Here is a 20,970-nt window from a genome sequence, read left to right on the forward strand (position 1 = left end):
TATCACTGCTTTTCTTGAGCGCATTTATTTTTCCGGGGCTTTCGATTATCTTTGAGCCGTATGATCGTAATAGATACCTATACCTTTTCATGTTGTTGCTGCCAGGCAAACTAACCTTTCTGCATTTTTACGATCCCATTCAATAGTTATTTATGAGTCAACTGAAAGTATATAATTCCTATATAAGAGAAAAAGAAGAATTTGTTCCCCTGGTAGCAGGACACGTAGGCATGTATGTTTGCGGACCTACTGTAAGTGGCGAAAGCCACCTGGGCCATGCTAGGCCATACATCACATTCGATGTGGTTTACCGCTACCTGTTGCACCTGGGTTATAAGGTGCGCTATGTAAGAAATATAACAGATGCCGGCCATTTTGAAGAAGAAGGCCGGGAGGCTGAAGACAAGATCTCTAAAAAAGCAGTGATTGAAAAGCTGGAACCCATGGAGCTGGTACAGAAATATACCAACCTGTTTCATTGGGCGATGGCTAAATTCAATATACTGGAGCCAAGCATTGAACCTACCGCCACAGGCCATATCATTGAGCAGATCAATATGATACAGGAGATATTAAAGGCAGGTTATGCGTATGAATCAAATGGCAGCGTTTACTTTGATGTAAAGAAATATGCTGCTTCACATGAGTATGGTAAATTAAGCGGGCGTATTGTCGATGACCTGCTTGAAACTACCAGGGAACTGGAGGGTCAGGAGGAAAAGCATGACAGGGCTGATTTTGCACTTTGGAAAGCCGCTCCCCCGGAACATATCATGCGCTGGACCAGCCCCTGGGGTGAAGGATTTCCGGGTTGGCATATTGAATGCTCTGCCATGAGTACCAAGTACCTGGGAAAGCAGTTTGATATTCATGGAGGAGGAATGGACCTTTTATTTCCGCATCATGAAAGTGAGATCGCACAAAGTACCATTTGCAACCACATATCACCGGTAAGGTATTGGATGCATAATAACATGATCACCATTAATGGCCGCAAAATGGGCAAAAGCTATAATAATGTGGTCAAGCTAACTGAAATGTTCAGCGGTGACCATCCTTTGCTGGAAAAGGCTTTTTCTCCAATGACCATTCGTTTTTTTATCCTGCAAACACATTACCGCAGCACCCTGGATTTCAGTAATGAAGCACTGATAGCCGCAGAAAAAGGATTGAAACGTTTAATGGAAGCCTATGAATGGTTAAAGACAGTTGTTATAGATGGACAGGAACAGGGCAGCGGAAATAATAAGGAGTTGGAACAAAAAGTATTAGGCTTACTAGACCAGTTTGACGAATTCATGAATGATGATTTCAGTACTGCCAAGGTTTTAGCCAATATGTTTGAACTGGTGCCGGTGATTAATTCCATAAAGGATAAAACCATTGCTTTTGATAGCTTATCACCCGGTACCCTGCAGCACCTGCAGTCTAAAATGAAGATCTATATTGAAGATATACTTGGGCTGAGAATAGAGTCCGAAGCAGACAATAACAAGCTGAAAGGAGTTATGGATGTTTTGATCACCATGCGAAAGGAAGCCCGCAATAAGAAAGACTGGGCCACCTCTGATAAGATACGCAATCAGCTTGCAGAAATAGGCATCCAGTTAAAGGATGATAAGGATGGAAATATCAGTTGGATAGTTAACTAAATATACTGGCCAGGATTCACCAGTTGAGCCTGGCCAGTTAGTTTTTATATATGAGCATTGCTTTTTACAATCATAAATATGACTTACTCTTATAGTGTGATTTTAAGCATAATGTAAAATGCGGCTTCAACAGTAGTACTATAAAATAGCACAGGTTATTATCTAATTAACGCTTACTTTTCACAACTACATTTGCAAAACAAAACTCTGCCAAATAATAAGTACACTCATGTCTTATACGCTTCACCTTTCAAAAGACAGGAAACTTTCCAGGTTGATAGCCCAACAGGAATCTTTCACATTGAAGTCTCATAAGAACATTTGCCTAAGGCTTTGTGCTTCCATCATGAGCCAGCAATTGTCAACTAAAGTTGCCAAGGTCATTTATCATCGTTTCCTGGAATTGTACGGCGGGAATGAACCTACTCCTCAACAAATAGTCATTACCCCTTTAGAAACATTGCGGGGCATTGGGCTTAGCAACGCTAAGGCACAATATGTTTTAAATGTGGCACAGTTTGCCATTGACCACAACCTGGATGATAAGCGATTAAAAAAAATGAGCAATGAGGACATCATAGAGTTGTTAACCCAGATAAAGGGAGTTGGCAGATGGACAGTTGAAATGCTGTTGATGTTTACATTGGGAAGAGAGGATGTATTTGCAGTGGATGATTATGGAATACAAGTGGCCATGAAAAAGATTTATAAACTGGATGATAGCAATAAAAAAGAAATGAGGGAAAAAATGCTAAAGCTTTCAGCAAAATGGTCGCCCTACCGCACTTATGCCTGTCTTCATTTATGGCATTATAAGGACAATGTGCCGGCGACCTGATATATTTTTGAAATTCCATCTGTTTGCAAATACGGAAAACGGACTCTATATCCGTGCTCACCTCCACCCTTCCAATGGAAAGTACAATCTGATTGATTGCAGTTTTACCACAGATCTACCCATCCTCTGGAAATCCGTTAATCTATTTATTAATTCGTAAAAGGACCCCCAAATGAAAACAATCAGCCTAAGCAGTATTGCTTTTGCATGCCTCTGCCTTTTCAATTCCTGCACAAAGGAAAGTTCTGAGATCTCCACATCAACATCTTTCACCAATTTAAGTTCTGCAAGAGTAGCAGCACCTGGAACTCTTCCACAAAATGGTACAGGCAATAATGATGTAGTTCCAGAAATGACAATTACCTATAACCCAAATCCTGGAATTGTTAATCAACCTGTTACAGTTACCGCATCTCTAGCCGGTACTAATATTCCAGATTGTGGTAAGCTTCAATTGCAGCAATTAATAAATGGTAATTAGGCTAGTATCTCAGGCGCTAAGACTACTGTTTCTTCGACTGTTCATGAGCTTACCTATACCTTCACCCCAACCTTAGCTGGAACCGCAGCCTATAGTTTTCAATTGCATTATGTAGCAGGAAACTGCGATGGTTTTAGGGAAGGCAAATCAGGTGGTTTCCCATTAGATATAATTGAACCTTGCCAGGGATTAACCTTTACTGGCAACGCTACTGCAGAACCTTCAAGTGCAGGAAAATATTTATTTACTGTTACTTACACAGTCAACCCATGTGGTCTTCAATTCGACAAGCTTAAAACACAGGGCGGTCTCACCAATGCTGTTGAGTTTATATCTGCAGAAGGGGGATTAATTGGTTCTCAAAACTGGGTTCCAGGCACGAGCACCAATTAGATCATCAAATGGGAAGAAAATACCCCTGGCAGTTTGTTGCCAACTACTAAACGAGTGTATGTGATCAAATTTGAAAAAGCTTACTCTGGAACAGGGCCAATAGACTTAACAGGAGATTGGAGCACATCAGCTTCATTGAATAGCGTTGAAACAGGATATGTACAGTTTCCTAAGATCACTTATCAACCATAATTTTTTTCTCATTGAGCTATATTCAAGTACCTGCCAAAGCAGGTGCTTTTTTTTATGCCTCTATATCAAATAAAATTAGAAATACTGATGTTTTGCCTCTACATCGTGGCAATCTTTATGAACAAAATAATCCACATATAACCGCTTTAAGGCCTGAATTTACAAGTATTATAGGCTTAAAATAATTACTGGCACAGTATTATACCTTATAATGTCAAATGATTAGTATATGAAGCATGTATGGGAAAGCCTGATAGGCGAAAATGGTGACAGGCAGGAAGTTGCCTATACCAGGAAAACGATTCTGATGGTGCTTTTATTCCTTACATTTTTTGGCGCAAGCTTTTATGTAATGATAGAGAGTCTTTTCAGCTAATTAACACTCTATATAAATTCCGGGGTAAGCTATTGTGTTTTATGTACTTGAAGAAATGGAAGCTTATCCCTTTTTTTATGTCCATACCTGATATAATAAATGATCTTATTACATAATCAAAAGTAACCTGTTAGTGGAACAGGTTTTGTGTGAACATTAGCTCAACGTGATTGTATGATATTGAGAGATTTTAAGCGATTAAAAAGGTCATTACAACTGGAGCTTCTTGAAACCGAAGGGATCATGCTCGTGGAGTGCAGGGGGCTGCGGGTTACCATGGAGTTGTATGCATTTCTTGATTATTATGTAGAAGTATTCCGTGGGCAGGAAAATGATAAGATCATCATGATACAGGCTTTTGATGATACTGAATGCCTGGAACCATATCTTGAACAAATAGATATATCTGGTTTGGTACCACGTCCAATCTGATGATGTAATTGCAGCATATTATGGCTTATTATAATTTGCACGTTTAATTACGGCATATTTGCCTTTCATGAACTTTACTCCTTACCTGGAGCATATTATTTTAAATAACCAGGAACTTGAGCTTTTTGTACCTGACCCAAAAGAGGTACATGATGCCTATACACTTCAGGCAATTGAATTCCCTTTTTGGGCACAGGTGTGGCCATCTGCCAGGGCGCTGGCAACATTTATCCTGGATCACCCTGTATACTTAGAAAATAAAAAGGTGCTGGAGCTAGGAGCAGGCCTCGGGCTCCCTTCATTGATCGCGGCCAGGTGGGCAACATCTGTAATTTGTTCAGATCATATTCAAACTGCAATCGAATTTGCCGCCTTATCTGCAAAATACCACCAATTAAAAAATGTCCATACCGGTATTATTGATTGGAACCATCTACCCCCTTACCTGGAGACGGATGTTGTATTATTAAGCGACGTCAATTATGACCCTGCTGCTTTTGAAAGGCAACAGGATATTATCCTTTCCTTTCTCCAAAAAAATGTCACAGTACTTTTAAGTACACCGCAGCGCATACAGGCCAGGTTATTTTTATTACCCCTGATGAATTATTGCAGGTATAATGAAGAGTTTCATATTAAGCAAGATGATAAGGAGGTCATTATTTCAGTAATGGTCCTGGAAATGTAAAGGGTCCTAATAACCTGAAACAATTTTTTAAAATATCGCTTAATTATAATTCTCTATTCATCTATTTTTAATAAATTAGATTTACTTCTCAGCCAAAACAAGCCACCTGATTATGCATTCTTTCCAAGTTGGGGACAAAGTATCTTTTTTGAATATTTTCAAGCAAGCGCAGGAAGGCCTTATCCAGGACCTTGTAATTGCCGGGGGCAATTATGCCTATTGCATTGAAGGATATGATTTCATTGTTTTAGAAAAGAACATAATAGAAAGGCTGGTAAAGGCAAATAAAAAAAGCCAGAGCTGGAAATACCGCAACGGCTGACGTTCTTCTTCACAAAACCATTTTACATATATTATTTTCATAGCGTTGGCAAATAGATATGTTTCAATTTTTCTGTAACTTAAGAATCCGTTACTTCTTTTGAAAACTTGCTGTACTTAGTGAAAATGTTATTTAGGATTTAACTCTTATACATAACATTTAAAACTTCCAAAATGAAACGGCTTGTAATCATTCTTCTAACATGTTTAGCGCTTCCCCTTTTTTTAATGGCACAGGATAAGGTTAAAACAAAAACAAAAGATGCCGAGGGAAAGGTGACCAAAATGAAAGACAAAGGCAATATGGATATGAAAGGCGATATGATGGATTATCCATACAAACCGGAGTATTCTTCAAAATTCCAGTTAGGAAATCCTCAACATGGCAAACTGATCCTGGACATGTGGAAAGACTGGGATGACAACCAGTTGGACAGGCATGCTGATGCCATATCTGATACTGTGGTCATGCAAACTTCCACTGGTGAATTGATTAAAGGAAAAGATGCTTTCATTTCTACCAGTAAACAAGTACGCAACAATATCACTACTGCAAAAAGTGGGGTTGAGGTATGGTTGCCATTAAGAAGCACTGACCGGAATGAAAATTGGGTAGCCATCTGGGGACATGAAGATGATACTGACAAGGATGGTAAGGTCACTTCACAAATGATTCATGAGATCTGGCGTATCAATAAAGATGGCAAGATTGATTTTTATAGGCAGTATACCGCCAAACCTGTCATGCCGCAACAGTAAGCATAATATTATTATCTGGTAAGCAGGGTAGATCCCTGCTTTTTTATTGCATTGACATTTATAAACGCAGCAGAACTTATTTTCCAAATAGTTTTAATGGAAACCGTAACTATAATCTTATAGAATCCCCGGGCAATATCTAAAAGTTCAGCGCTCAAACTTCCAACTTCCTTTATCTTCGCAGCGCTTTTATAAACAGATAATATGCTACCTAAATATAAACGTATTCTTCTCAAGCTTTCCGGTGAATCATTGATGGGTGATAAAAGCTTTGGATTTGACACGGCAGTGCTGGGTCAATATGCCCTGGATATTAAATCTATCGTAGACCTGGGAGTACAGGTAGCAATTGTAATTGGCGGTGGCAATATATACCGTGGCATGAATGAAGCAGAAACAGGCATCGAAAGGGCCCATGGAGACTATATGGGCATGCTGGCTACTGTGATCAACGGCATGGCCCTCCAGGCGGCCCTTGAAAAAATAGGGGTATATACACGCCTGCAAAGCGCTATCAAAATGGAGCAGATAGCTGAGCCCTACATCCGCAGAAGGGCTATTCGCCATGTAGAAAAAGGAAGAGTGGTGATCTTTGGAGCAGGAACAGGCAATCCTTATTTTACTACTGACACGGCTGGATCACTAAGGGCCATTGAAATAAAGGCAGATGTGATCATGAAAGGTACCAGGGTTGATGGCATTTATTCTGCTGATCCGGAAAAAGACCCTGCAGCAACAAAATTCGGCACCATCACTTTCCAGGAATGCATTACCCGAAAACTAAATGTAATGGATATGACAGCATTCACACTTTGCATGGAAAATGAGCTTCCCATTGTTGTATTTGATATGAATAAACCCGGGAATTTACGTAGGGTTGTTACGGGAGAAAAGGTAGGAACACTGGTTACCGTATAAGTTTTTACCCTCATTATCCCTGTTTTAAAAAAAAATCATTAGTTTGTTCACCGAAAACTTACTGAACTAACTGATGCCACTCCTTTCTATTAATCTAAGCCTTCTGGAAATTGGTGTGTTACTTGCCGGTGCCATTGTATTAGGGTTAGCTGTCTATTTCTTTATTACAAGTCGCAAGTCGTTGAAAGAGACCATTGAAAAAACAAATCAAAAGGTTACACTGCGTCCGGGATTTTATAACTCACCTACTTCAGTTCCTTCAAGCATACAGGAGAGAACTATTACAAAAGAACCACAGCACCCCAAAAAAGCGCCTGCTAAAATATATGAGGAACCTACTCCAGCGTATGTCCCTTTGAAAGCAAAGCAGCCTGCTAAGGAAGAATCAATTGATGATTTGAAACAAACTATTCAGCAACAGCAAAAGTTGTTAAACAGTTTCTTAAAGCAGGTGGAAGAGATAGAAAATGAGGGACGTGAGGAACTGGAATTGCAGAACAAGCACCTGGAGAAAGAAATAGAAAACCTGGAAGCAAGGCTTGAAAAGAAGCAGGCTGAGTTAGAAGAAGTGAAACAGCAGGCATCTATGGCTGAAAGAATGGCTGATAAAATAGAAGAAGTATACCAGGAGTTTGAGTTACTCCAATCAAAGATGGCTACTCTTGAAAAGCAGGCCAACCGTGCCAATAACCTGGCATTGGAACTGGAAGATACAAGGCAATCTTATGAGCAGGTACATAAAGACCTGCAGCGTAAGACAGAAAAGCTGGAAGAGACCTATGCTGAAAACCAGCGCATGCAGCAATTAATGAATACAATGGAGGACAAGCTGGCGGAAGCTAACCTGCAAAGGCAGCAATTGCACAAAAAAGTACAGTTTCTCCAGGACCTGAATACAGACCTTCAAACAGTTTCGGACACCAACAAAAAGCTGCAAACAGAACTTCGTCGTATAGGTGAATTGGAAAGTATGCTGGATATGATAGCAGAAGAAAGAGATTATTTGTTGCGAAAAGGGTCCGGTAAATAACGGCCCTTTACCTTTGCGGCATAATCGTTCATATGAATCCATCCATTGCCGGCCTGCGCAAAGACTATTCTTCGGAAACCTTACTTGAATCTGAAATTGCACCACATCCCATTCAGCAATTTGATAAATGGTGGCAACAGGCTATTGACAGCCAGGTAGATGAAGCCAACGCCATGACGCTTGCCACTGCATCGAACGATGGTATGCCTTCGGCCCGTATAGTATTATTAAAGGGATATAACCCGGAAGGCTTTGTTTTCTTTACCAATTACAAAAGCTATAAAGGATTACAACTGGAGGAAAATCCAAAAGCCTGCCTTGTGTTCTTCTGGAAAGAATTGGAGCGACAGGTACGAATCATTGGGCTTGTAAATAAGATAGCAGAAAAGGAAAGCGATGAATACTTTCATTCAAGGCCAATTGGCAGCCAGGTAGGTGCCTGGACCTCACCTCAAAGCCAGGTAATCCCCAATCGTTCATGGCTGGACGATCATTATCAGCAAATGGCTAAAGAATTACAATCAAAACATATTGAAAGACCTCCACATTGGGGAGGGTACATTGTAAAACCAGTAATTATTGAGTTTTGGCAGGGCCGCCCAAGCAGGCTACATGACAGGATACAATATACCCTGCAGGAAAACGGCGAGTGGCAGATAGAACGCCTGGCACCTTAAAAAGATCAATGTTGAGAGGTTGATAAGCCCACAAGAAACTGGTCCTTACCTGCTTATCAACCAGACAACTGTTTAGCTTTCCTTTTTAACCGCAGGTTGGTTACCTGTAGTTTTCTTTTCACTGGCAGGTCTTGCTTTTCCAAAAGACCCTTTGAATATTTTACCTTTCTTGGTTTTTTTATCACCTCTTCCCATAGTTGTATTTTTTGTTTTGCAAATGTCGTAAAAAATTATCCACCGGCTCAACCTTTAACGAGTTGTGATGGAGAAACATATTCCTGGTACTGGCAGCAAATGAAAAGCCCTGTACATGACAGGGCTTCAATGCATTTGTGCAGCAATTACAATTTGGCTGAAAGCTCTTTACCAGCTTTGAAGCGGGCAACTTTTCTAGCTTTGATTTTGATTACTTCACCTGTTTGAGGATTACGGCCATTACGGGCAGCACGCTTTGAAACAGAAAATGTTCCGAAACCTACTAAAGTAACTTTACCTCCACCTTTCAAGGTCTTAGTAACGGCTTCAACAAAAGAATCCAATGCAGCATTAGCTTGTGTTTTTGTAACACCTGCATCATCAGCGATCTTGTTGATCAATTCAGCTTTGTTCATAGTTGATATTTTAAAAGTTTTGACAGCAACAAAAATAGACGGTTTTTTTATCCAACAAAATAATTTTAGTCATTTAATAAAAATAGTTTTGTCGGCTGAAATCCTTATGGTATAAGGGTTTTACGGATTTTTACGTAGTGTTTCCAACATACTCATCGACAGCCCATTCAGATGAAACCCTTTGCCATGGCGGGTTTGAAAGACTCTCTCCTGAAATGCAGGCAGGGCAAGGCTTACAGGGGAATATACAATAAATAGAAAAAGAAAAACTTTACACGCTTATTTTGTACACATCTATTTCACAACCTGCATAACGCTTCTGAATGCAAGGAACCGATCACCCCATTTATCAAAACTTTTCTTTCGCATATCTGCCGCATATATTTCATTATACCTGTTGTAATCTGCCTTTGATGCAGCATGGTACTGAATGGCAAATGTGGGTCCTTCCGAATCATCAACCTCCAGTAAACGCACCACCTTAAAGTCTGTAAAACAGCCGGTTTTTACTATCTCAGGTGCATGCTCTTCTAATAGCCATTGCAACCAACGGTCAGCAATAAACGGATCTACCTTCACTGTTAAATTATAAATAATGGCCACTTCTTCATCTCTGCTACTATTCGCCTCATTTGTTCCAGGTTTGTTCATGTTATTCGATTGATTGTTAGCTGCAATTATTTCTGGCTAGCTTTTAATTCCAGCATACTGTTGATATCAATACTTTTCCAGTTCCAGGTAAACCGGGCAGTGATCACTATGCTTTACATCAGGATAGATCTCTGCATCTTTAATATAATCACTTAGTGGATCCGTTACACTGATATAGTCAATACGCCATCCTTTGTTGGATGCCCTTACAGAAGGAAAGCGCTGGCTCCACCAGCTATATCGGTGGGGTTCAGGGTGAACCTTCCTGAAGGTATCCACCCACCCATTGCTATACAATTTATCCATCCATGCCCTTTCTTCTGGCAAAAATCCGGATGTGTTCTTATTACCTGCCGGATTATGTATATCTATTTCCTTATGAGCAATATTATAATCACCACAAAGCACAAGGTTAGGATGTGTTTTTCGAAGGTCCTGGATATAATCGAAGAATTCTTCCAGCCATTTGTATTTGTATGATTGCCGTTCATCGCCGGTAGTTCCGGAAGGGAAATAGGCATTGATCAAGCGCAGGTCTCCAAAGTCCAATTGTATCACCCTTCCTTCATCATCACTTACCTGGTGACCCGTTCCACATTTCACGTAGTCGGGTTTGATTTTCGTAAATACCGTTACACCACTATATCCTTTTTTCTGTGCACAAAACCAGTGATCATGATACCCGAGTTCATTAAATAACTGCACATCCACATCAGTTTGTTGAGCCTTGGCCTCCTGTATGCATATTACATCTGCAGGATGCGTTTGCAGCCAGTCAATAAACCCTTTTTTAATGGCTGCCCTGATTCCATTCACGTTATAACTGATGATCTTCATTTGACAAATGTAAGAGAGAACAATAATGAATCATGATTGGATCGGTTAGTATTCTCTATTGAAAACCTGAACAATATCATTTACGAATGACATTAAAAAAGTTTTACTTTTAAAGACAATGGAGCAGCAGATCAAATCCCCTAAAAAAAAGGTGGAACCTATCATACCCCCTAAGGAACATGTATACCTCGATGGACCAAAAAGCAGGGGCTATGAACTGGAGTTTGCCTGGAGAGTGTTCTGGGAATTCATTATGGGTTTTCGCAACCTCCACTTCGTTGGGCCTTGTATCACGGTCTTTGGTTCCGCCAGGTTTAAAGAAGATAATAAGTATTATGAATGTGCAAGAGAATTTGGTAAGCGCATTGCCGGCCTGGGATTCACCACGCTTACGGGCGGAGGACCGGGTATTATGGAAGCGGCCAATCGCGGTGCTTACGAAAACGATGGTCTTTCCATTGGTTGCAACATTCAGCTACCCTTTGAACAGGTAGGTAATAAATATGTGCACAAGTCACTTACTTTCGAGCATTTCTTTATCAGGAAAACCCTGCTCATTAAATATTCCTATGCCTTCATTATCATGCCCGGTGGCTTTGGCACCATGGATGAATTTTTTGAGACCCTTACACTCATCCAGACAAAAACCATCACCACATTCCCCATCGTCATCTTTGGTAAAGAATACTACAAGGAACTAATGGAAGCCATGGAAGATATGGCACTGAAGGGGACTATTTCCAAAGAAGACATGAACCTGGTTTTGCTCACAGATGATGTAAATGAAGCTATGGACCACATCAGGAAATACATTACTACTAACTACAAGGTAAGACCACGCAAAAGACTATGGTGGTTATTGGAAAAAAGATAAACCACCCTGGGTAAAAGAATGCAAATGGATATATTACTATTCAACTGCTGAAATAGCAGCTATTTCAACTACTGCATCTGTATTAATGGGACCATACACGTGTGGAAATTCTTCATTGATGGAAGGGGCCAGGTCATACTGCCAGGGAGCAGTAAGCCTTTCCGTATCAATTGTTAGACGAACCAGGTCCTCCTTTCCTTTAAAATACCGGGAAAGTACCCCTTGTACCTGTTCTGCCTTACTGCAATGAATAAAATTTTCCTGTTCCAATGATGGCGCGATGTAAACACCATTCTCTGAAGCCCTGTTCCATTCCTCCATGCTGGTAACGTGATAGATAATTGCCATAATGCAATTATACGCTTAAGCTTTTACTTCATTGACACAAAGGTCACCCCTTTGAAAACTATCAAGGTTATTAATGGTTGTTTGTGCAATATTGTGGAGCGCTGTATCAGTTAAAAAAGCCTGGTGACTGGTGATCAGCACATTGGAGAAAGTGAGCAAGCGGGCAATGACATCATCCTGCAATATATGTTCTGAATGATCTTCAAAAAATAATCCTTTTTCTTCTTCGTACACATCCAAACCCAGGTATCCTATATGCCCTGATTTCAAAGCATCTATCACATCCCTTGTATTGATCAGCGCACCTCGCCCGGTGTTGATCAGCATAACTCCTCTTTTCATGCTTTGAATGGAATCTTTATTGACCAGGTAATGAGTTTCTGGTGTTAGAGGTGCATGCAATGAAATAATATCACACTGTTGAAAAACGTCTTTTACAGTCGAATAGGTAATTCCATGTTTTTCACCCCATACTTTATCCGGGTAAGGATCATAAGCCATAAGCCTGCAACCAAAGCCTTTCAATATTTCGGCTACCCTTTTGCCAATCTTCCCAAGTCCAATGATACCAGCTGTTTTATCGTGCATGTCAAAACCAGTAAGACCGTCAAGGGAAAAATTCAGGTCGCGGATACGGTTATGTGCCTTTATCAGCTTCCGGTTCAATGTTAACATCAACGCCACTGTATGTTCGGCCACTGCAAATGGAGAATACTCCGGTACCCTGGCCACCCTGATACCATTTTTGGCTGCAGCCTCAAGATCTACATTATTAAAACCTGCAGACCTCAGTACAATGAACTTAATGCCCATCATAGCCAACTGCTTGATTACTGCAGCAGAAGCATCATCGTTCACAAAAATGCAAACAGCCTGGCATCCCAGCGCCATGGAACAGGTCTCTGCGCTTAGTTGAGGTTCAAGCAATAGCAGGTCATGGTGTTCCTTTGCCGCTTTCAGCAGATACTCTCTTTCAAACCCGTGTGTACTGTAAACAGCGATCCTCATATGTAAATACTATAGGTAGGGAAGTTACATTCATTTTCAATGCCCCCAATTTCCGAAATGTTCCCTTACTCAACCCATCCAATGCACTCACTCCTCTACCATTAAAGCTTCTATTGCCCTGTAAGCTGCCCGATTACTGCTTGTTTATATAAACGACCAATCGGTATTTCAGTAGTATGCATTTTCACACAGTTGCTGCAATATCCAGAAATTTTATCCAGGGAAATGATGTAAGAACGATGCACCCGCAGAAACTTATGTTCAGAAAGCAGGCTTTCCATAGCGCTGATGGTTTGTTTTACCAGCAAGTGTTTACCGCCGGTAAAGAACAGCTTTACATAATCTTTCCAACTCTCAATGTAAAGAATATCGTCAATAAATATTTTTTGCATCACCTTCTCCGATTTCAAATAAACAAAGGCATTAGGATTGGAAGGATATAACTTTTGTTCGGTAATGGTTTGATGGTTGCCAGATCGCTTAAGCTTGTCAATAGCTTTTAAAAATCTTTCAAATGACACGGGCTTTACGAGGTAATCCACAGCATCCAGCTCAAATCCTTCAACTGCATATTCCCTGTAGGCGGTCACGAAAATTACCTTTGGCGGATGCGTTAGGCTGCGCAGAAACTGTGTGCCTATGATCTTAGGCATTTTTATATCAAGGAACATCACATCCACAACTTTAGCATGCAAAACATCCATGGCTTCTATGGCATTAGTGCACACACCCACTAATTCCAATCCACTGATCTGGGAAACATATGATTGCAACACTTTCAGTGCCGGAGGCTCATCGTCAATTAACAGGCAGCGGATCTTCATGCATATATCTTTTGAAATGATCGCCAATTTTTCCCGGCACGGAATTACTACTTGCTTTCAGGTTCAGTAAAAGCGACACAACAAAGAAATCTCCTTCATCCTTCAGCTTAATATCATGTTTCTCCTGGTACAACAATTCCAGGCGCTTCTTTACATTGTTAATGCCAACCCCATTTTCATGAAAGGGCACAAACTGATCCTTGCTGTTCACCACCTTGCATTTCAACTGGTGGTCCTTTACCACAATATCTACACTCATCCAGGGCTTTTCCAATTGTTCCGAAGTGCCATGCTTAAATGCATTTTCTAAAAAGGGAAGGATCAAGAGTGGTGTTATATATCTATCCTGGATATCTCCTTCAATATTTACAGATATATCAATTTTATCGCCATAACGTTCCTTTTCAAGGTCTATATAATTCTTCATGATGTCCACTTCTTTCTCCAGCAATACCTGTTCATCCCTGCAATCATAAAGCATATAACTTAACAGGGAGGAAAGCTTTAAGATCATCTCGGGTGTCCTGGGGGAACTTTCCATGGCTAAGGCATAAATATTATTGAGTGTGTTGAAAAGGAAATGAGGATGCACCTGTGCTTTTAATAACTGTAGTTGCGCTGTTATTCTTTCCTGCTGTGCCAGCATCAGGTCTCGCTGTTTGATGGTCCATAACTTAAAAAACCTGATGACCATCGGCGTTGCCACTGCGGTGGTCATACAAAGGTAGCTAGAAGGTAGAGGCATTAATGTTTTTTGAGCGTAGATGTGATCTAATTCCAGGTATTGCTGTAAGGGCACATATACGTAGTACCTATAGCAGCCATTGATCAATAACCCTGCTATTGCCCAACACACACCTACAAGGAGGAACTGCCACACCTTACCCTGCAAAAGCAAGCGGGGAATGGCCCCATATACAAGAGGGTATCCAAAAAAAATAAAAACGGGCGTCCATACGATCATGCTAAATACCTGGCGGGGGAAAGAATAGCCCGAGCCGGTAACTATCCAGAATATAGCCCATATAACAATGTGACAAGACCAATAGGTAAGATGACGCCATACCCTGTACTTAGGAAGGAAAACAAATTCATTGGTTTTGGGCAAGGGCATCGTAAGTAGTTGTACTTACAATTTACCAATTCTACTACGCTTTTTCAATAACTAATTAGATAAAATACAAATATTATCGACAAACAGCAATAAATGGGAACAAACACCACCCAGGCGCCTTGATAGCTTTATTTCTATAAAAAATAGCGCATGTCGATTTCAGTTGGAATGAGCCCTGGAGGCAACCTACCTTTTTGCTGTTAATTGTTTTTTTACCAAAATCAGCTTCTATGTATTCACACTTAAACCAGAAACTAATGGTGATGCTATTCATGATCATTACCATAACATCCTGTCAGAAAAAAGAGATTTCTGCGCCTCCTGAAACTATCAATGCGCGCATGGCTAAAACTGACACCCGCGGGCATTTAAAGCAAACCAAAACCTTCTCTTCAGATGTTGTTAAGAAATGGCTGGCCGTTCAATTGCCGTTATTGTATTCTCCACCTGTTTCTTATGGGGTCAACCCAGGTAGATACATGGCTTATAGCGGCATTGCGCTATACGAAGCAGTGGTACCGGGGATGCCTGCTTACCAAAGCCTTTATGGCCAGTTGAACGAAATGCCCGAAATGCCACAAACCGAACCCGGAAAAGCTTACCACTGGCCTACCAGTGCCAATGCAGCGCTGGCAGAAATTACCAGGAAACTATTCACTTTTACGCCTGCTACAAACGATGCCGTGCAAAAACTGGAAACCGAATTAAACCAGGTTTACGAAGCGGAAATTGGAGACGAGTCCATATTTGAACGCTCCAAAGCATTTGGAAAGGCAGTAGCCGATAAAATATTTACCTGGTCTACCACCGATCATCCATGGACTACCTGGGCCCCCCTTGTATTAACCGATCACTCTTCGGGCAAGTGGTGGCCCGAGAATAACAACCCTGTTATTCCTAATGGCCTGGCTTATTGGGGCAACACCCGAACTATGGTAGCAGGAAGCATAGATAATGTTACTTCAGAACCATACCCTTATAATGACGTGGACAAAAACTCAGCTTATTACAAGGATTACCAGGAAGTGTATGACATATCTAAAAACCTGACCTGGGAACAAAAGCGTCTCGCGAAGTATTATGACGACCCCGCCGTTAAGGGATATCCAGCAGGTTCCAGTTATATCTCAGTCTTTAAACAATTATTGGAGCAGTTAAACCCCACACTGGAAATCACTGCATTTGCTTATGCTAAAACGGGCATTAGTCTTATGGATGCTACCATAGGATCCATGAAAGCCAAATACCATTTCATGCAGGAAAGGCCTTTCCAGTTCATACGTCGTGTTATAGAGCCATCCACTGATCCAACAACATGGTGGAAGCCTTTCATACCTACACCGCCTTATGCCGATTTCCCCGCCAACCACGCCACCTTTAGTGGTGCTTTTGCCTATGCCCTCACCAGCATTTTCGGCGACAATGTGCATTTTACCAACAGCACCTATAAAGGATTACCCGCCATGATAGACGGCAACCCTGTAGACCTGGGTAGCTATAGCTATAACTCTTTCTATGAATTGGCACATGATATTGCCATTTCAAGAGTGTATGGTGGCATACACACCCGTCATGCTGTAGAAGAAGGAACCAAACAGGGAATGAGAACAGCACAAAATATTGATAGTAAGGTCAGGTTCCTGAAAGATTAATTATCACCATCTTGCGTCCACTTTATTCTCAATAGAAGCTGGACGGATGTAAGCCTGGGTGAATTTCACCCGGGCTTTTATTTACATGGCTCAGGCAGAAATTCCATGGTAACTTTTGATTGCCAGCCCCACCATGGTTTTTATATTTCAACCTTGATTGTTGAGGAACTGATTTTGCACTATTTACGAAAACTCCAGTTCCATTGCCTGCCCGCCCGGCCATGCACCGAACAGCTCATTCACCTTTTGAAACCTGAACGAAAAAATCTGCTGAAGCTTTGGCTTTACTATAGGACCATGAACTATATCACCAAGAAAAGAAAAAGGTAGACGGTAATGTACCAGATCAGTCATTTCCACACCACCATCTATCGCTTTAAAATGATGCTGATGGTGCCAGAGTTTATAAGGCCCCTTTCTTTGTTCGTCCACAAACATTTGCAATGGCACTACATGCTTTATTTCCGTCATCCAGAAAACCGGTATCCCCAACAGTGGCTTTACTGTATATGTGATAACCTGGCCGGCATAGGCCTCATGCCCAAACACCTCGTTTGTAACGTGCAGGTTCAAAAAGGGTGGTGTAATGGCTAGCAGGTTGGCCGGGTCAGAAAAAAAGGACCAAACCTGTTCCAGCGATGCAGGTATCTTCTGAACAGCTTTTAAACTATGCACTGGACTCATTGGGTAATTTTATTATTCCTTATTCAGTGAAGCGTTTCTTTCCGGGGCTACCTTACAATAATACCAGGCATTCCCCAGGTTGTAAATACAACCAGGCCGTTCTAAAGTTCAATTCCCGCAAATATTAAAATAATCCGGGTATATATAGTCTAAGGTCACATAGCTCCTTTATCAAACTATGCTACTGCTATTTTGTCTGAATACTCAATAGGTGGAGTCTGGCTTAAACCTACCTACTCCCTACTTCAGGTATAGCTTCGGTATAGCAACGGTATAGATACTCCGTGCGGGCACGGAGTATCTATACCGCAGATAGGGCTTTAGTAGGGCGTAGCTATATTCAAGGAAGGCTTATTCCCCCTTGGGGATCAATGTTTTATATACTTAACCAGCAATTTAGAAATGACAGTGTCTATCCGGAACCGGGAGAATAGTAAAACATTTCCTCTCCCACCGGCAATTTGTCAGCATGTGAAAGCAAAAAGAAAAGGTATAATTAGAAAACTCCTCCTGTTGACAATTACCGAAACTGGCCAACAGGAACATTTTCAAAATATACTGGTATCAATGTGGTAACCTTTCCCGGATCAAACCATAGACCCAGGTGCCCGCAATGGCGCTGAATAATGTAACAAAAACGATGGTTAAGCCGGTGCCGATCTGCGCAAACAATGGACCCGGGCAGGCACCGGTTATAGCCCATCCCAGTCCAAATATCAGACCGCCAAATATCTGTCCTTTGTTGAACTTTTTAGTAGGCAGTAATATGGGCTCGCCATATATGGTTTTCACCTTAAAGCGCTTGATCAACCAGACGGAAATAATACCAGTAACAACAGCAGAGCCTATAACTCCGTACATATGAAAACTTTCCAGGCGGAACATCTCCTGGATTCGGAACCAGGAAACTACCTCTGATTTGATCAAAATGATGCCGAATATCATGCCCATGGCAGCATACTTGAAATTGTACCACCAAGGGTGCTTTAATTCAGATTCATTTATGCACATGGCATCCAGCGAACGAACTTCAAAATCTGTATTAACAGGTTCAAGTGTATTTGTTTCAATAGTTTTCATACTCATTATAAATTGAGGATAAAGGGTAAAATAAGATTGGCCATAATAAACCCACCCACCATAAAGCAAATGGTAGCAACAAGTGAAGGCCATTGTAAATTAGAAAGGCCCATGATGGAATGGCCCGAGGTGCAACCACCTGCATACCGGGTGCCAAACCCTACCAGGAAGCCCCCTCCAATGGTCATGATAGCGCCCCTGGGGGTAAGCAATTCTTTCCAGCTAAATACTTCTTTTGGAATAAATGAGGAATGGCTGTTAATGCCATAGTGTTGCAGGTCGGCTACCAACCTTGGATCAACAGCTCCGGGCTGATGATGAAATACGAACCAGGCTAGCGCCGCACCACCAAATATACCAGCCACAAAGAACAGGTTCCAGATCTCCTTTTTCCAGTCATACGAAAAGAAGGGGATGCTGGCTGGTAAACAGGCAGCACAAATATGTCGCAGTGAAGAAGATATTCCAAAAGCCTTATTTCCCAGTAAAAGCAAGACAGGCACAGTTAATCCAATTAATGGTCCTGCCACGTACCAGGGCCAGGGTTGCTGAAGAATGTTCATAATTTATTATTGTTTTAAACAGAGTAGCTCCAGATAGTTTCACGAAGTTAAAAAACAAGTGCTGCTTCAACGGAGCGATGCAATTGAATATAATGGGTATTACCATTACTTTCACATGCATACTGAAACAGCACTTTTATAACCACCAATTACAAATTCAATTCAAATGATTTCCACTATCATTAGATTATATTATTCAGGCTTAACCAGGAACCACCATTTACAGCAACAAGACCGTGGCCTTCCAAATATGATTTTGCCGTAGCACTCCTCATCCCGCTTTGACAAACAGTAATCACCGGCTTATTATAATTCTTTATCTCTTCAAGATGATCTTTAAGAGTATCAAGCGGAATATTCTTAGAACCCTTTATGTGTCCGCTTGCATATTCCAATGGCGAACGAACATCTACTATTACAGCACCTTGTTTCAATGTTTCTTTGATGCCTGGTTGGGAGCCCTGTGTTTTATTCATAAAGGTCAGCATATAAATAAATTTTTATTAGATGATGCGTTAAATAATGATAGGGTTTACCAATAATTAATCCTTTTCGACCTAACGAGTTTATAAAAACTTAAACTCAATCTTTAATCCATTGCTTTAAACATTTTTCAAACTTTTTGAATAGATGCAAAGGCAGATGGAATCGTTGATTAATGGTAAAGTTCAAGAACCATGAATAGCTGTATAGTGACCAAAGTCACAGCAGGGAATATTTGATGAAACATTAAGAGTATATGGAGAAGGCCAGGTGATCTATAAACAAAAAAGAAATGTTATAGACGTAAGCATACTGTTAATCAGGCACCATCTCCACTGGCTGGTCAAATTCAGTATTGCAGGTAAAGCAGTGCCAGGTTTTATCAGTAGCCACTGCATAATCACCAAAGAAAAAACCTGTGAGTGCACTTACCCAGTTCAAGGGCTTACGGGGGCTACTGACAAATTCAATCTCATGACTGCCACAATTAGGGCATGCTACAGCATTTTTTCTTTCCTGGGCATATTGTTGCATGAGTTGCAAGGCTCTTTCCAACTGGTCCTTTGTCACCATTAGTTTAATGCCCCCAACCGCCCCTGTCCAAATTGGGTTTATGGTCACAGTATTTTCGTCTTTCAACCAGCAAACAATACCTTCATCCTCCAGTTTGCCCATGAGGATATGTGCCTCTATATAATTGGTAAAACTTTGCAGCAGTATAAATTCCATTTTCTCTTTATTAGGATATTTTTTAGCAGTGCATGAAGAAAAGTGAATGAAACAAAGTTAATTTATTAAGCAATTGATAAAGCTCAGCCGTAAGTGCAAAAAGCTGGTAAAAACCTATATTGCCCTTCCAGTATGTTACAGGCAGTTTTAGTTAATACTATAAAGCAATTGGAACAAATCCAGGAGCTAAACCAGAAGAATTTAAAAACCCATTTAAGCGAACAGGAACAAGCGGAACAAGGTTTTGTTTCCTGGTCGTATCCACTGGAGTTATTAGTTCAAATGAATGCCCTGGCCAAAAGCGTTATTGCTACCGAGGGCGAACAATTGGCAGGCTATGCACTTACTACGCTGCGGGAAGCAAGCCGTTTCCACAAAGATCTTGACATCATGTTCAAAGGTTTGGAAGGACTTTTGTATAAGGGGCGACCGCTGTTTTCTTATCGTTTTTACTGCATGGGACAGATTTGCATAGCAAGGGAATACAGGGGAAAAGGAATCGTGCGGATGCTTTATGATAAGCACAAAGAAGTTTATAGCGGCCAGTATGATTTTTTACTAACGGAAATATCTACACGAAACATACGTTCTTTAATAGCTCATGAGAAAATTGGATTTGAAACTATTCATTATCATCGTGACCACATGGATGAATGGGCTGTAGTAATATGGGATTGGACACAGTCTTCAAAATAAACTCAGTAATACCTAAAATAAACAGGCGGCTACATGAGCCGCCCGATTATCGAGGTTGT

Annotated in this window: 29 protein-coding genes; 16 read left to right on the plus strand and 13 right to left on the minus strand. The window is 40.9% G+C overall.

Features of this window, described 5'->3' with window-relative positions:
- The first annotated feature begins 152 nt into the window (after positions 1-152).
- The 13 genes from cysS to pdxH all read left to right on the plus strand — a co-directional run bounded on the left by cysS (position 153) and on the right by pdxH (position 8,757).
- Positions 153-1,652: a cysteine--tRNA ligase gene (gene cysS, locus BUA53_RS10085; protein WP_072835250.1), complete on the plus strand. Its 1,500-nt coding sequence runs from the start codon at positions 153-155 to the stop codon at positions 1,650-1,652.
- Positions 1,653-1,881: 229 nt separating this feature from the next.
- Positions 1,882-2,490: a DNA-3-methyladenine glycosylase family protein gene (locus BUA53_RS10090; protein ID WP_072835251.1), complete on the plus strand. Its 609-nt coding sequence runs from the start codon at positions 1,882-1,884 to the stop codon at positions 2,488-2,490.
- Between the two features lie 172 nt (positions 2,491-2,662).
- Positions 2,663-2,971 carry a hypothetical protein gene (locus BUA53_RS10095; protein ID WP_072835252.1) on the plus strand — a complete coding sequence of 103 codons (309 nt, stop codon included), beginning with the start codon at positions 2,663-2,665 and terminating at the stop codon, positions 2,969-2,971.
- A gap of 102 nt (positions 2,972-3,073) precedes the next feature.
- On the plus strand, positions 3,074-3,364 hold the full coding sequence (locus BUA53_RS10100; protein ID WP_072835253.1) for a hypothetical protein: 291 nt from the start codon (positions 3,074-3,076) through the stop codon (positions 3,362-3,364).
- Between the two features lie 60 nt (positions 3,365-3,424).
- A complete protein-coding gene (locus BUA53_RS21645; protein WP_262494395.1) occupies positions 3,425-3,556 on the plus strand; it encodes a hypothetical protein in 132 nt (43 codons plus the stop codon).
- A 229-nt stretch (positions 3,557-3,785) separates the two neighbouring features.
- Entirely contained in the window at positions 3,786-3,932 is a 147-nt protein-coding gene (locus BUA53_RS21230) for a hypothetical protein (RefSeq protein WP_175546056.1), read from the plus strand.
- Positions 3,933-4,106: 174 nt separating this feature from the next.
- Entirely contained in the window at positions 4,107-4,364 is a 258-nt protein-coding gene (locus BUA53_RS10105) for a hypothetical protein (RefSeq protein WP_072835254.1), read from the plus strand.
- A gap of 67 nt (positions 4,365-4,431) precedes the next feature.
- Positions 4,432-5,052, plus strand: coding sequence for a class I SAM-dependent methyltransferase (locus BUA53_RS10110; RefSeq protein WP_072835255.1), 621 nt, complete (start codon positions 4,432-4,434; stop codon positions 5,050-5,052).
- Between the two features lie 112 nt (positions 5,053-5,164).
- A complete protein-coding gene (locus BUA53_RS10115; protein ID WP_072835256.1) occupies positions 5,165-5,374 on the plus strand; it encodes a hypothetical protein in 210 nt (69 codons plus the stop codon).
- A 173-nt stretch (positions 5,375-5,547) separates the two neighbouring features.
- The gene (locus BUA53_RS10120; RefSeq protein WP_072835257.1) at positions 5,548-6,132 is read left to right on the plus strand and encodes a nuclear transport factor 2-like protein; all 585 of its coding nucleotides are present in this window, start codon (positions 5,548-5,550) and stop codon (positions 6,130-6,132) included.
- Between the two features lie 204 nt (positions 6,133-6,336).
- On the plus strand, positions 6,337-7,050 hold the full coding sequence (pyrH, locus tag BUA53_RS10125) for a UMP kinase (RefSeq protein WP_072835258.1): 714 nt from the start codon (positions 6,337-6,339) through the stop codon (positions 7,048-7,050).
- A 73-nt stretch (positions 7,051-7,123) separates the two neighbouring features.
- Positions 7,124-8,080 (plus strand): coiled-coil domain-containing protein, encoded by a 957-nt coding sequence (locus BUA53_RS10130; protein WP_072835259.1) that lies wholly within the window; start codon positions 7,124-7,126, stop codon positions 8,078-8,080.
- Positions 8,081-8,112: 32 nt separating this feature from the next.
- Entirely contained in the window at positions 8,113-8,757 is a 645-nt protein-coding gene (gene pdxH / locus BUA53_RS10135; protein WP_072835260.1) for a pyridoxamine 5'-phosphate oxidase, read from the plus strand.
- Between the two features lie 72 nt (positions 8,758-8,829).
- Here pdxH and BUA53_RS10140 read toward each other — a convergent pair whose 3' ends face one another.
- From BUA53_RS10140 to BUA53_RS10155, 4 genes are all read right to left on the minus strand, one after another.
- Complete coding sequence (locus tag BUA53_RS10140; protein ID WP_072835261.1) at positions 8,830-8,952, minus strand: 30S ribosomal protein THX; 123 nt, start codon at positions 8,950-8,952, stop codon at positions 8,830-8,832.
- Between the two features lie 146 nt (positions 8,953-9,098).
- Entirely contained in the window at positions 9,099-9,419 is a 321-nt protein-coding gene (locus BUA53_RS10145) for an HU family DNA-binding protein (RefSeq protein WP_449401670.1), read from the minus strand.
- Between the two features lie 243 nt (positions 9,420-9,662).
- Positions 9,663-10,019, minus strand: a complete 357-nt coding sequence (locus tag BUA53_RS10150; protein ID WP_072835263.1) for a DUF4286 family protein — start codon at positions 10,017-10,019, stop codon at positions 9,663-9,665.
- Positions 10,020-10,085: 66 nt separating this feature from the next.
- Entirely contained in the window at positions 10,086-10,856 is a 771-nt protein-coding gene (locus BUA53_RS10155) for an exodeoxyribonuclease III (protein WP_072835264.1), read from the minus strand.
- A 118-nt stretch (positions 10,857-10,974) separates the two neighbouring features.
- Here BUA53_RS10155 and BUA53_RS10160 point away from each other — a divergent pair, with 118 nt between their 5' ends.
- Complete coding sequence (locus tag BUA53_RS10160; protein ID WP_072835265.1) at positions 10,975-11,730, plus strand: LOG family protein; 756 nt, start codon at positions 10,975-10,977, stop codon at positions 11,728-11,730.
- 36 nt (positions 11,731-11,766) lie between these two features.
- On the opposite strand, the gene BUA53_RS10165 is transcribed toward BUA53_RS10160, so the two are convergent.
- The 4 genes from BUA53_RS10165 to BUA53_RS10180 form a co-directional block, all read right to left on the minus strand.
- Positions 11,767-12,078, minus strand: a complete 312-nt coding sequence (locus BUA53_RS10165; protein ID WP_072835266.1) for a DUF952 domain-containing protein — start codon at positions 12,076-12,078, stop codon at positions 11,767-11,769.
- A gap of 15 nt (positions 12,079-12,093) precedes the next feature.
- On the minus strand, positions 12,094-13,086 hold the full coding sequence (locus tag BUA53_RS10170; RefSeq protein ID WP_072835267.1) for a 2-hydroxyacid dehydrogenase: 993 nt from the start codon (positions 13,084-13,086) through the stop codon (positions 12,094-12,096).
- A 110-nt stretch (positions 13,087-13,196) separates the two neighbouring features.
- The gene (locus tag BUA53_RS10175; protein WP_072835268.1) at positions 13,197-13,910 is read right to left on the minus strand and encodes a LytR/AlgR family response regulator transcription factor; all 714 of its coding nucleotides are present in this window, start codon (positions 13,908-13,910) and stop codon (positions 13,197-13,199) included.
- Complete coding sequence (locus BUA53_RS10180; protein WP_072835269.1) at positions 13,885-15,024, minus strand: sensor histidine kinase; 1,140 nt, start codon at positions 15,022-15,024, stop codon at positions 13,885-13,887. Before BUA53_RS10180 ends, BUA53_RS10175 begins: the two co-directional genes overlap by 26 nt.
- A gap of 230 nt (positions 15,025-15,254) precedes the next feature.
- Between BUA53_RS10180 and BUA53_RS10185 the strand changes: the two genes are divergently transcribed.
- On the plus strand, positions 15,255-16,676 hold the full coding sequence (locus tag BUA53_RS10185) for a vanadium-dependent haloperoxidase (protein ID WP_084079970.1): 1,422 nt from the start codon (positions 15,255-15,257) through the stop codon (positions 16,674-16,676).
- A 183-nt stretch (positions 16,677-16,859) separates the two neighbouring features.
- Here BUA53_RS10185 and BUA53_RS10190 read toward each other — a convergent pair whose 3' ends face one another.
- The 5 genes from BUA53_RS10190 to BUA53_RS10210 all read right to left on the minus strand — a co-directional run bounded on the left by BUA53_RS10190 (position 16,860) and on the right by BUA53_RS10210 (position 20,215).
- Positions 16,860-17,360, minus strand: coding sequence for an SRPBCC family protein (locus BUA53_RS10190; RefSeq protein ID WP_072835271.1), 501 nt, complete (start codon positions 17,358-17,360; stop codon positions 16,860-16,862).
- Between the two features lie 564 nt (positions 17,361-17,924).
- Positions 17,925-18,440, minus strand: coding sequence for a DUF6691 family protein (locus BUA53_RS10195; protein ID WP_072835308.1), 516 nt, complete (start codon positions 18,438-18,440; stop codon positions 17,925-17,927).
- A gap of 5 nt (positions 18,441-18,445) precedes the next feature.
- Positions 18,446-19,003, minus strand: coding sequence for a YeeE/YedE family protein (locus BUA53_RS10200; RefSeq protein ID WP_217652975.1), 558 nt, complete (start codon positions 19,001-19,003; stop codon positions 18,446-18,448).
- A 182-nt stretch (positions 19,004-19,185) separates the two neighbouring features.
- The gene (locus BUA53_RS10205; RefSeq protein ID WP_072835273.1) at positions 19,186-19,491 is read right to left on the minus strand and encodes a rhodanese-like domain-containing protein; all 306 of its coding nucleotides are present in this window, start codon (positions 19,489-19,491) and stop codon (positions 19,186-19,188) included.
- A 310-nt stretch (positions 19,492-19,801) separates the two neighbouring features.
- Positions 19,802-20,215, minus strand: coding sequence for a putative signal transducing protein (locus tag BUA53_RS10210; RefSeq protein ID WP_072835274.1), 414 nt, complete (start codon positions 20,213-20,215; stop codon positions 19,802-19,804).
- Between the two features lie 132 nt (positions 20,216-20,347).
- On the opposite strand from BUA53_RS10210, the gene BUA53_RS10215 reads away from it, so the two are divergent.
- A complete protein-coding gene (locus tag BUA53_RS10215; protein WP_072835275.1) occupies positions 20,348-20,911 on the plus strand; it encodes a GNAT family N-acetyltransferase in 564 nt (187 codons plus the stop codon).
- Positions 20,912-20,970: the final 59 nt, after the last annotated feature.

The organism is Flavisolibacter ginsengisoli DSM 18119, assembly GCF_900129295.1.
In the GTDB taxonomy this organism is placed as follows: domain Bacteria; phylum Bacteroidota; class Bacteroidia; order Chitinophagales; family Chitinophagaceae; genus Flavisolibacter; species Flavisolibacter ginsengisoli.

Excerpts from the sequence above, each read along its gene's own strand:
- BUA53_RS10210 (WP_072835274.1), bottom strand. The coding sequence starts at position 20,215 with ATGGAATTTATACTGCTGCAAAGTTTTACCAATTATATAGAGGCACAT.
- BUA53_RS10170 (WP_072835267.1), bottom strand. The coding sequence starts at position 13,086 with ATGAGGATCGCTGTTTACAGTACACACGGGTTTGAAAGAGAGTATCTG.
- BUA53_RS21230 (WP_175546056.1), top strand. The coding sequence starts at position 3,786 with ATGAAGCATGTATGGGAAAGCCTGATAGGCGAAAATGGTGACAGGCAG.
- BUA53_RS10175 (WP_072835268.1), bottom strand. The coding sequence starts at position 13,910 with ATGAAGATCCGCTGCCTGTTAATTGACGATGAGCCTCCGGCACTGAAA.
- BUA53_RS10095 (WP_072835252.1), top strand. The coding sequence starts at position 2,663 with ATGAAAACAATCAGCCTAAGCAGTATTGCTTTTGCATGCCTCTGCCTT.
- BUA53_RS10115 (WP_072835256.1), top strand. The coding sequence starts at position 5,165 with ATGCATTCTTTCCAAGTTGGGGACAAAGTATCTTTTTTGAATATTTTC.
- BUA53_RS10185 (WP_084079970.1), top strand. The coding sequence starts at position 15,255 with ATGTATTCACACTTAAACCAGAAACTAATGGTGATGCTATTCATGATC.
- BUA53_RS10140 (WP_072835261.1), bottom strand. The coding sequence starts at position 8,952 with ATGGGAAGAGGTGATAAAAAAACCAAGAAAGGTAAAATATTCAAAGGG.
- BUA53_RS10180 (WP_072835269.1), bottom strand. The coding sequence starts at position 15,024 with ATGCCCTTGCCCAAAACCAATGAATTTGTTTTCCTTCCTAAGTACAGG.
- BUA53_RS10190 (WP_072835271.1), bottom strand. The coding sequence starts at position 17,360 with ATGAGTCCAGTGCATAGTTTAAAAGCTGTTCAGAAGATACCTGCATCG.
- cysS (WP_072835250.1), top strand. The coding sequence starts at position 153 with ATGAGTCAACTGAAAGTATATAATTCCTATATAAGAGAAAAAGAAGAA.
- BUA53_RS10165 (WP_072835266.1), bottom strand. The coding sequence starts at position 12,078 with ATGGCAATTATCTATCACGTTACCAGCATGGAGGAATGGAACAGGGCT.
- BUA53_RS10150 (WP_072835263.1), bottom strand. The coding sequence starts at position 10,019 with ATGAACAAACCTGGAACAAATGAGGCGAATAGTAGCAGAGATGAAGAA.
- BUA53_RS10090 (WP_072835251.1), top strand. The coding sequence starts at position 1,882 with ATGTCTTATACGCTTCACCTTTCAAAAGACAGGAAACTTTCCAGGTTG.
- pdxH (WP_072835260.1), top strand. The coding sequence starts at position 8,113 with ATGAATCCATCCATTGCCGGCCTGCGCAAAGACTATTCTTCGGAAACC.
- BUA53_RS10155 (WP_072835264.1), bottom strand. The coding sequence starts at position 10,856 with ATGAAGATCATCAGTTATAACGTGAATGGAATCAGGGCAGCCATTAAA.
- BUA53_RS10195 (WP_072835308.1), bottom strand. The coding sequence starts at position 18,440 with ATGAAAACTATTGAAACAAATACACTTGAACCTGTTAATACAGATTTT.
- BUA53_RS10110 (WP_072835255.1), top strand. The coding sequence starts at position 4,432 with ATGAACTTTACTCCTTACCTGGAGCATATTATTTTAAATAACCAGGAA.
- BUA53_RS10205 (WP_072835273.1), bottom strand. The coding sequence starts at position 19,491 with ATGCTGACCTTTATGAATAAAACACAGGGCTCCCAACCAGGCATCAAA.
- BUA53_RS10130 (WP_072835259.1), top strand. The coding sequence starts at position 7,124 with ATGCCACTCCTTTCTATTAATCTAAGCCTTCTGGAAATTGGTGTGTTA.
- BUA53_RS10215 (WP_072835275.1), top strand. The coding sequence starts at position 20,348 with ATGTTACAGGCAGTTTTAGTTAATACTATAAAGCAATTGGAACAAATC.
- BUA53_RS10200 (WP_217652975.1), bottom strand. The coding sequence starts at position 19,003 with ATGAACATTCTTCAGCAACCCTGGCCCTGGTACGTGGCAGGACCATTA.
- BUA53_RS10120 (WP_072835257.1), top strand. The coding sequence starts at position 5,548 with ATGAAACGGCTTGTAATCATTCTTCTAACATGTTTAGCGCTTCCCCTT.
- pyrH (WP_072835258.1), top strand. The coding sequence starts at position 6,337 with ATGCTACCTAAATATAAACGTATTCTTCTCAAGCTTTCCGGTGAATCA.
- BUA53_RS10105 (WP_072835254.1), top strand. The coding sequence starts at position 4,107 with ATGATATTGAGAGATTTTAAGCGATTAAAAAGGTCATTACAACTGGAG.
- BUA53_RS10160 (WP_072835265.1), top strand. The coding sequence starts at position 10,975 with ATGGAGCAGCAGATCAAATCCCCTAAAAAAAAGGTGGAACCTATCATA.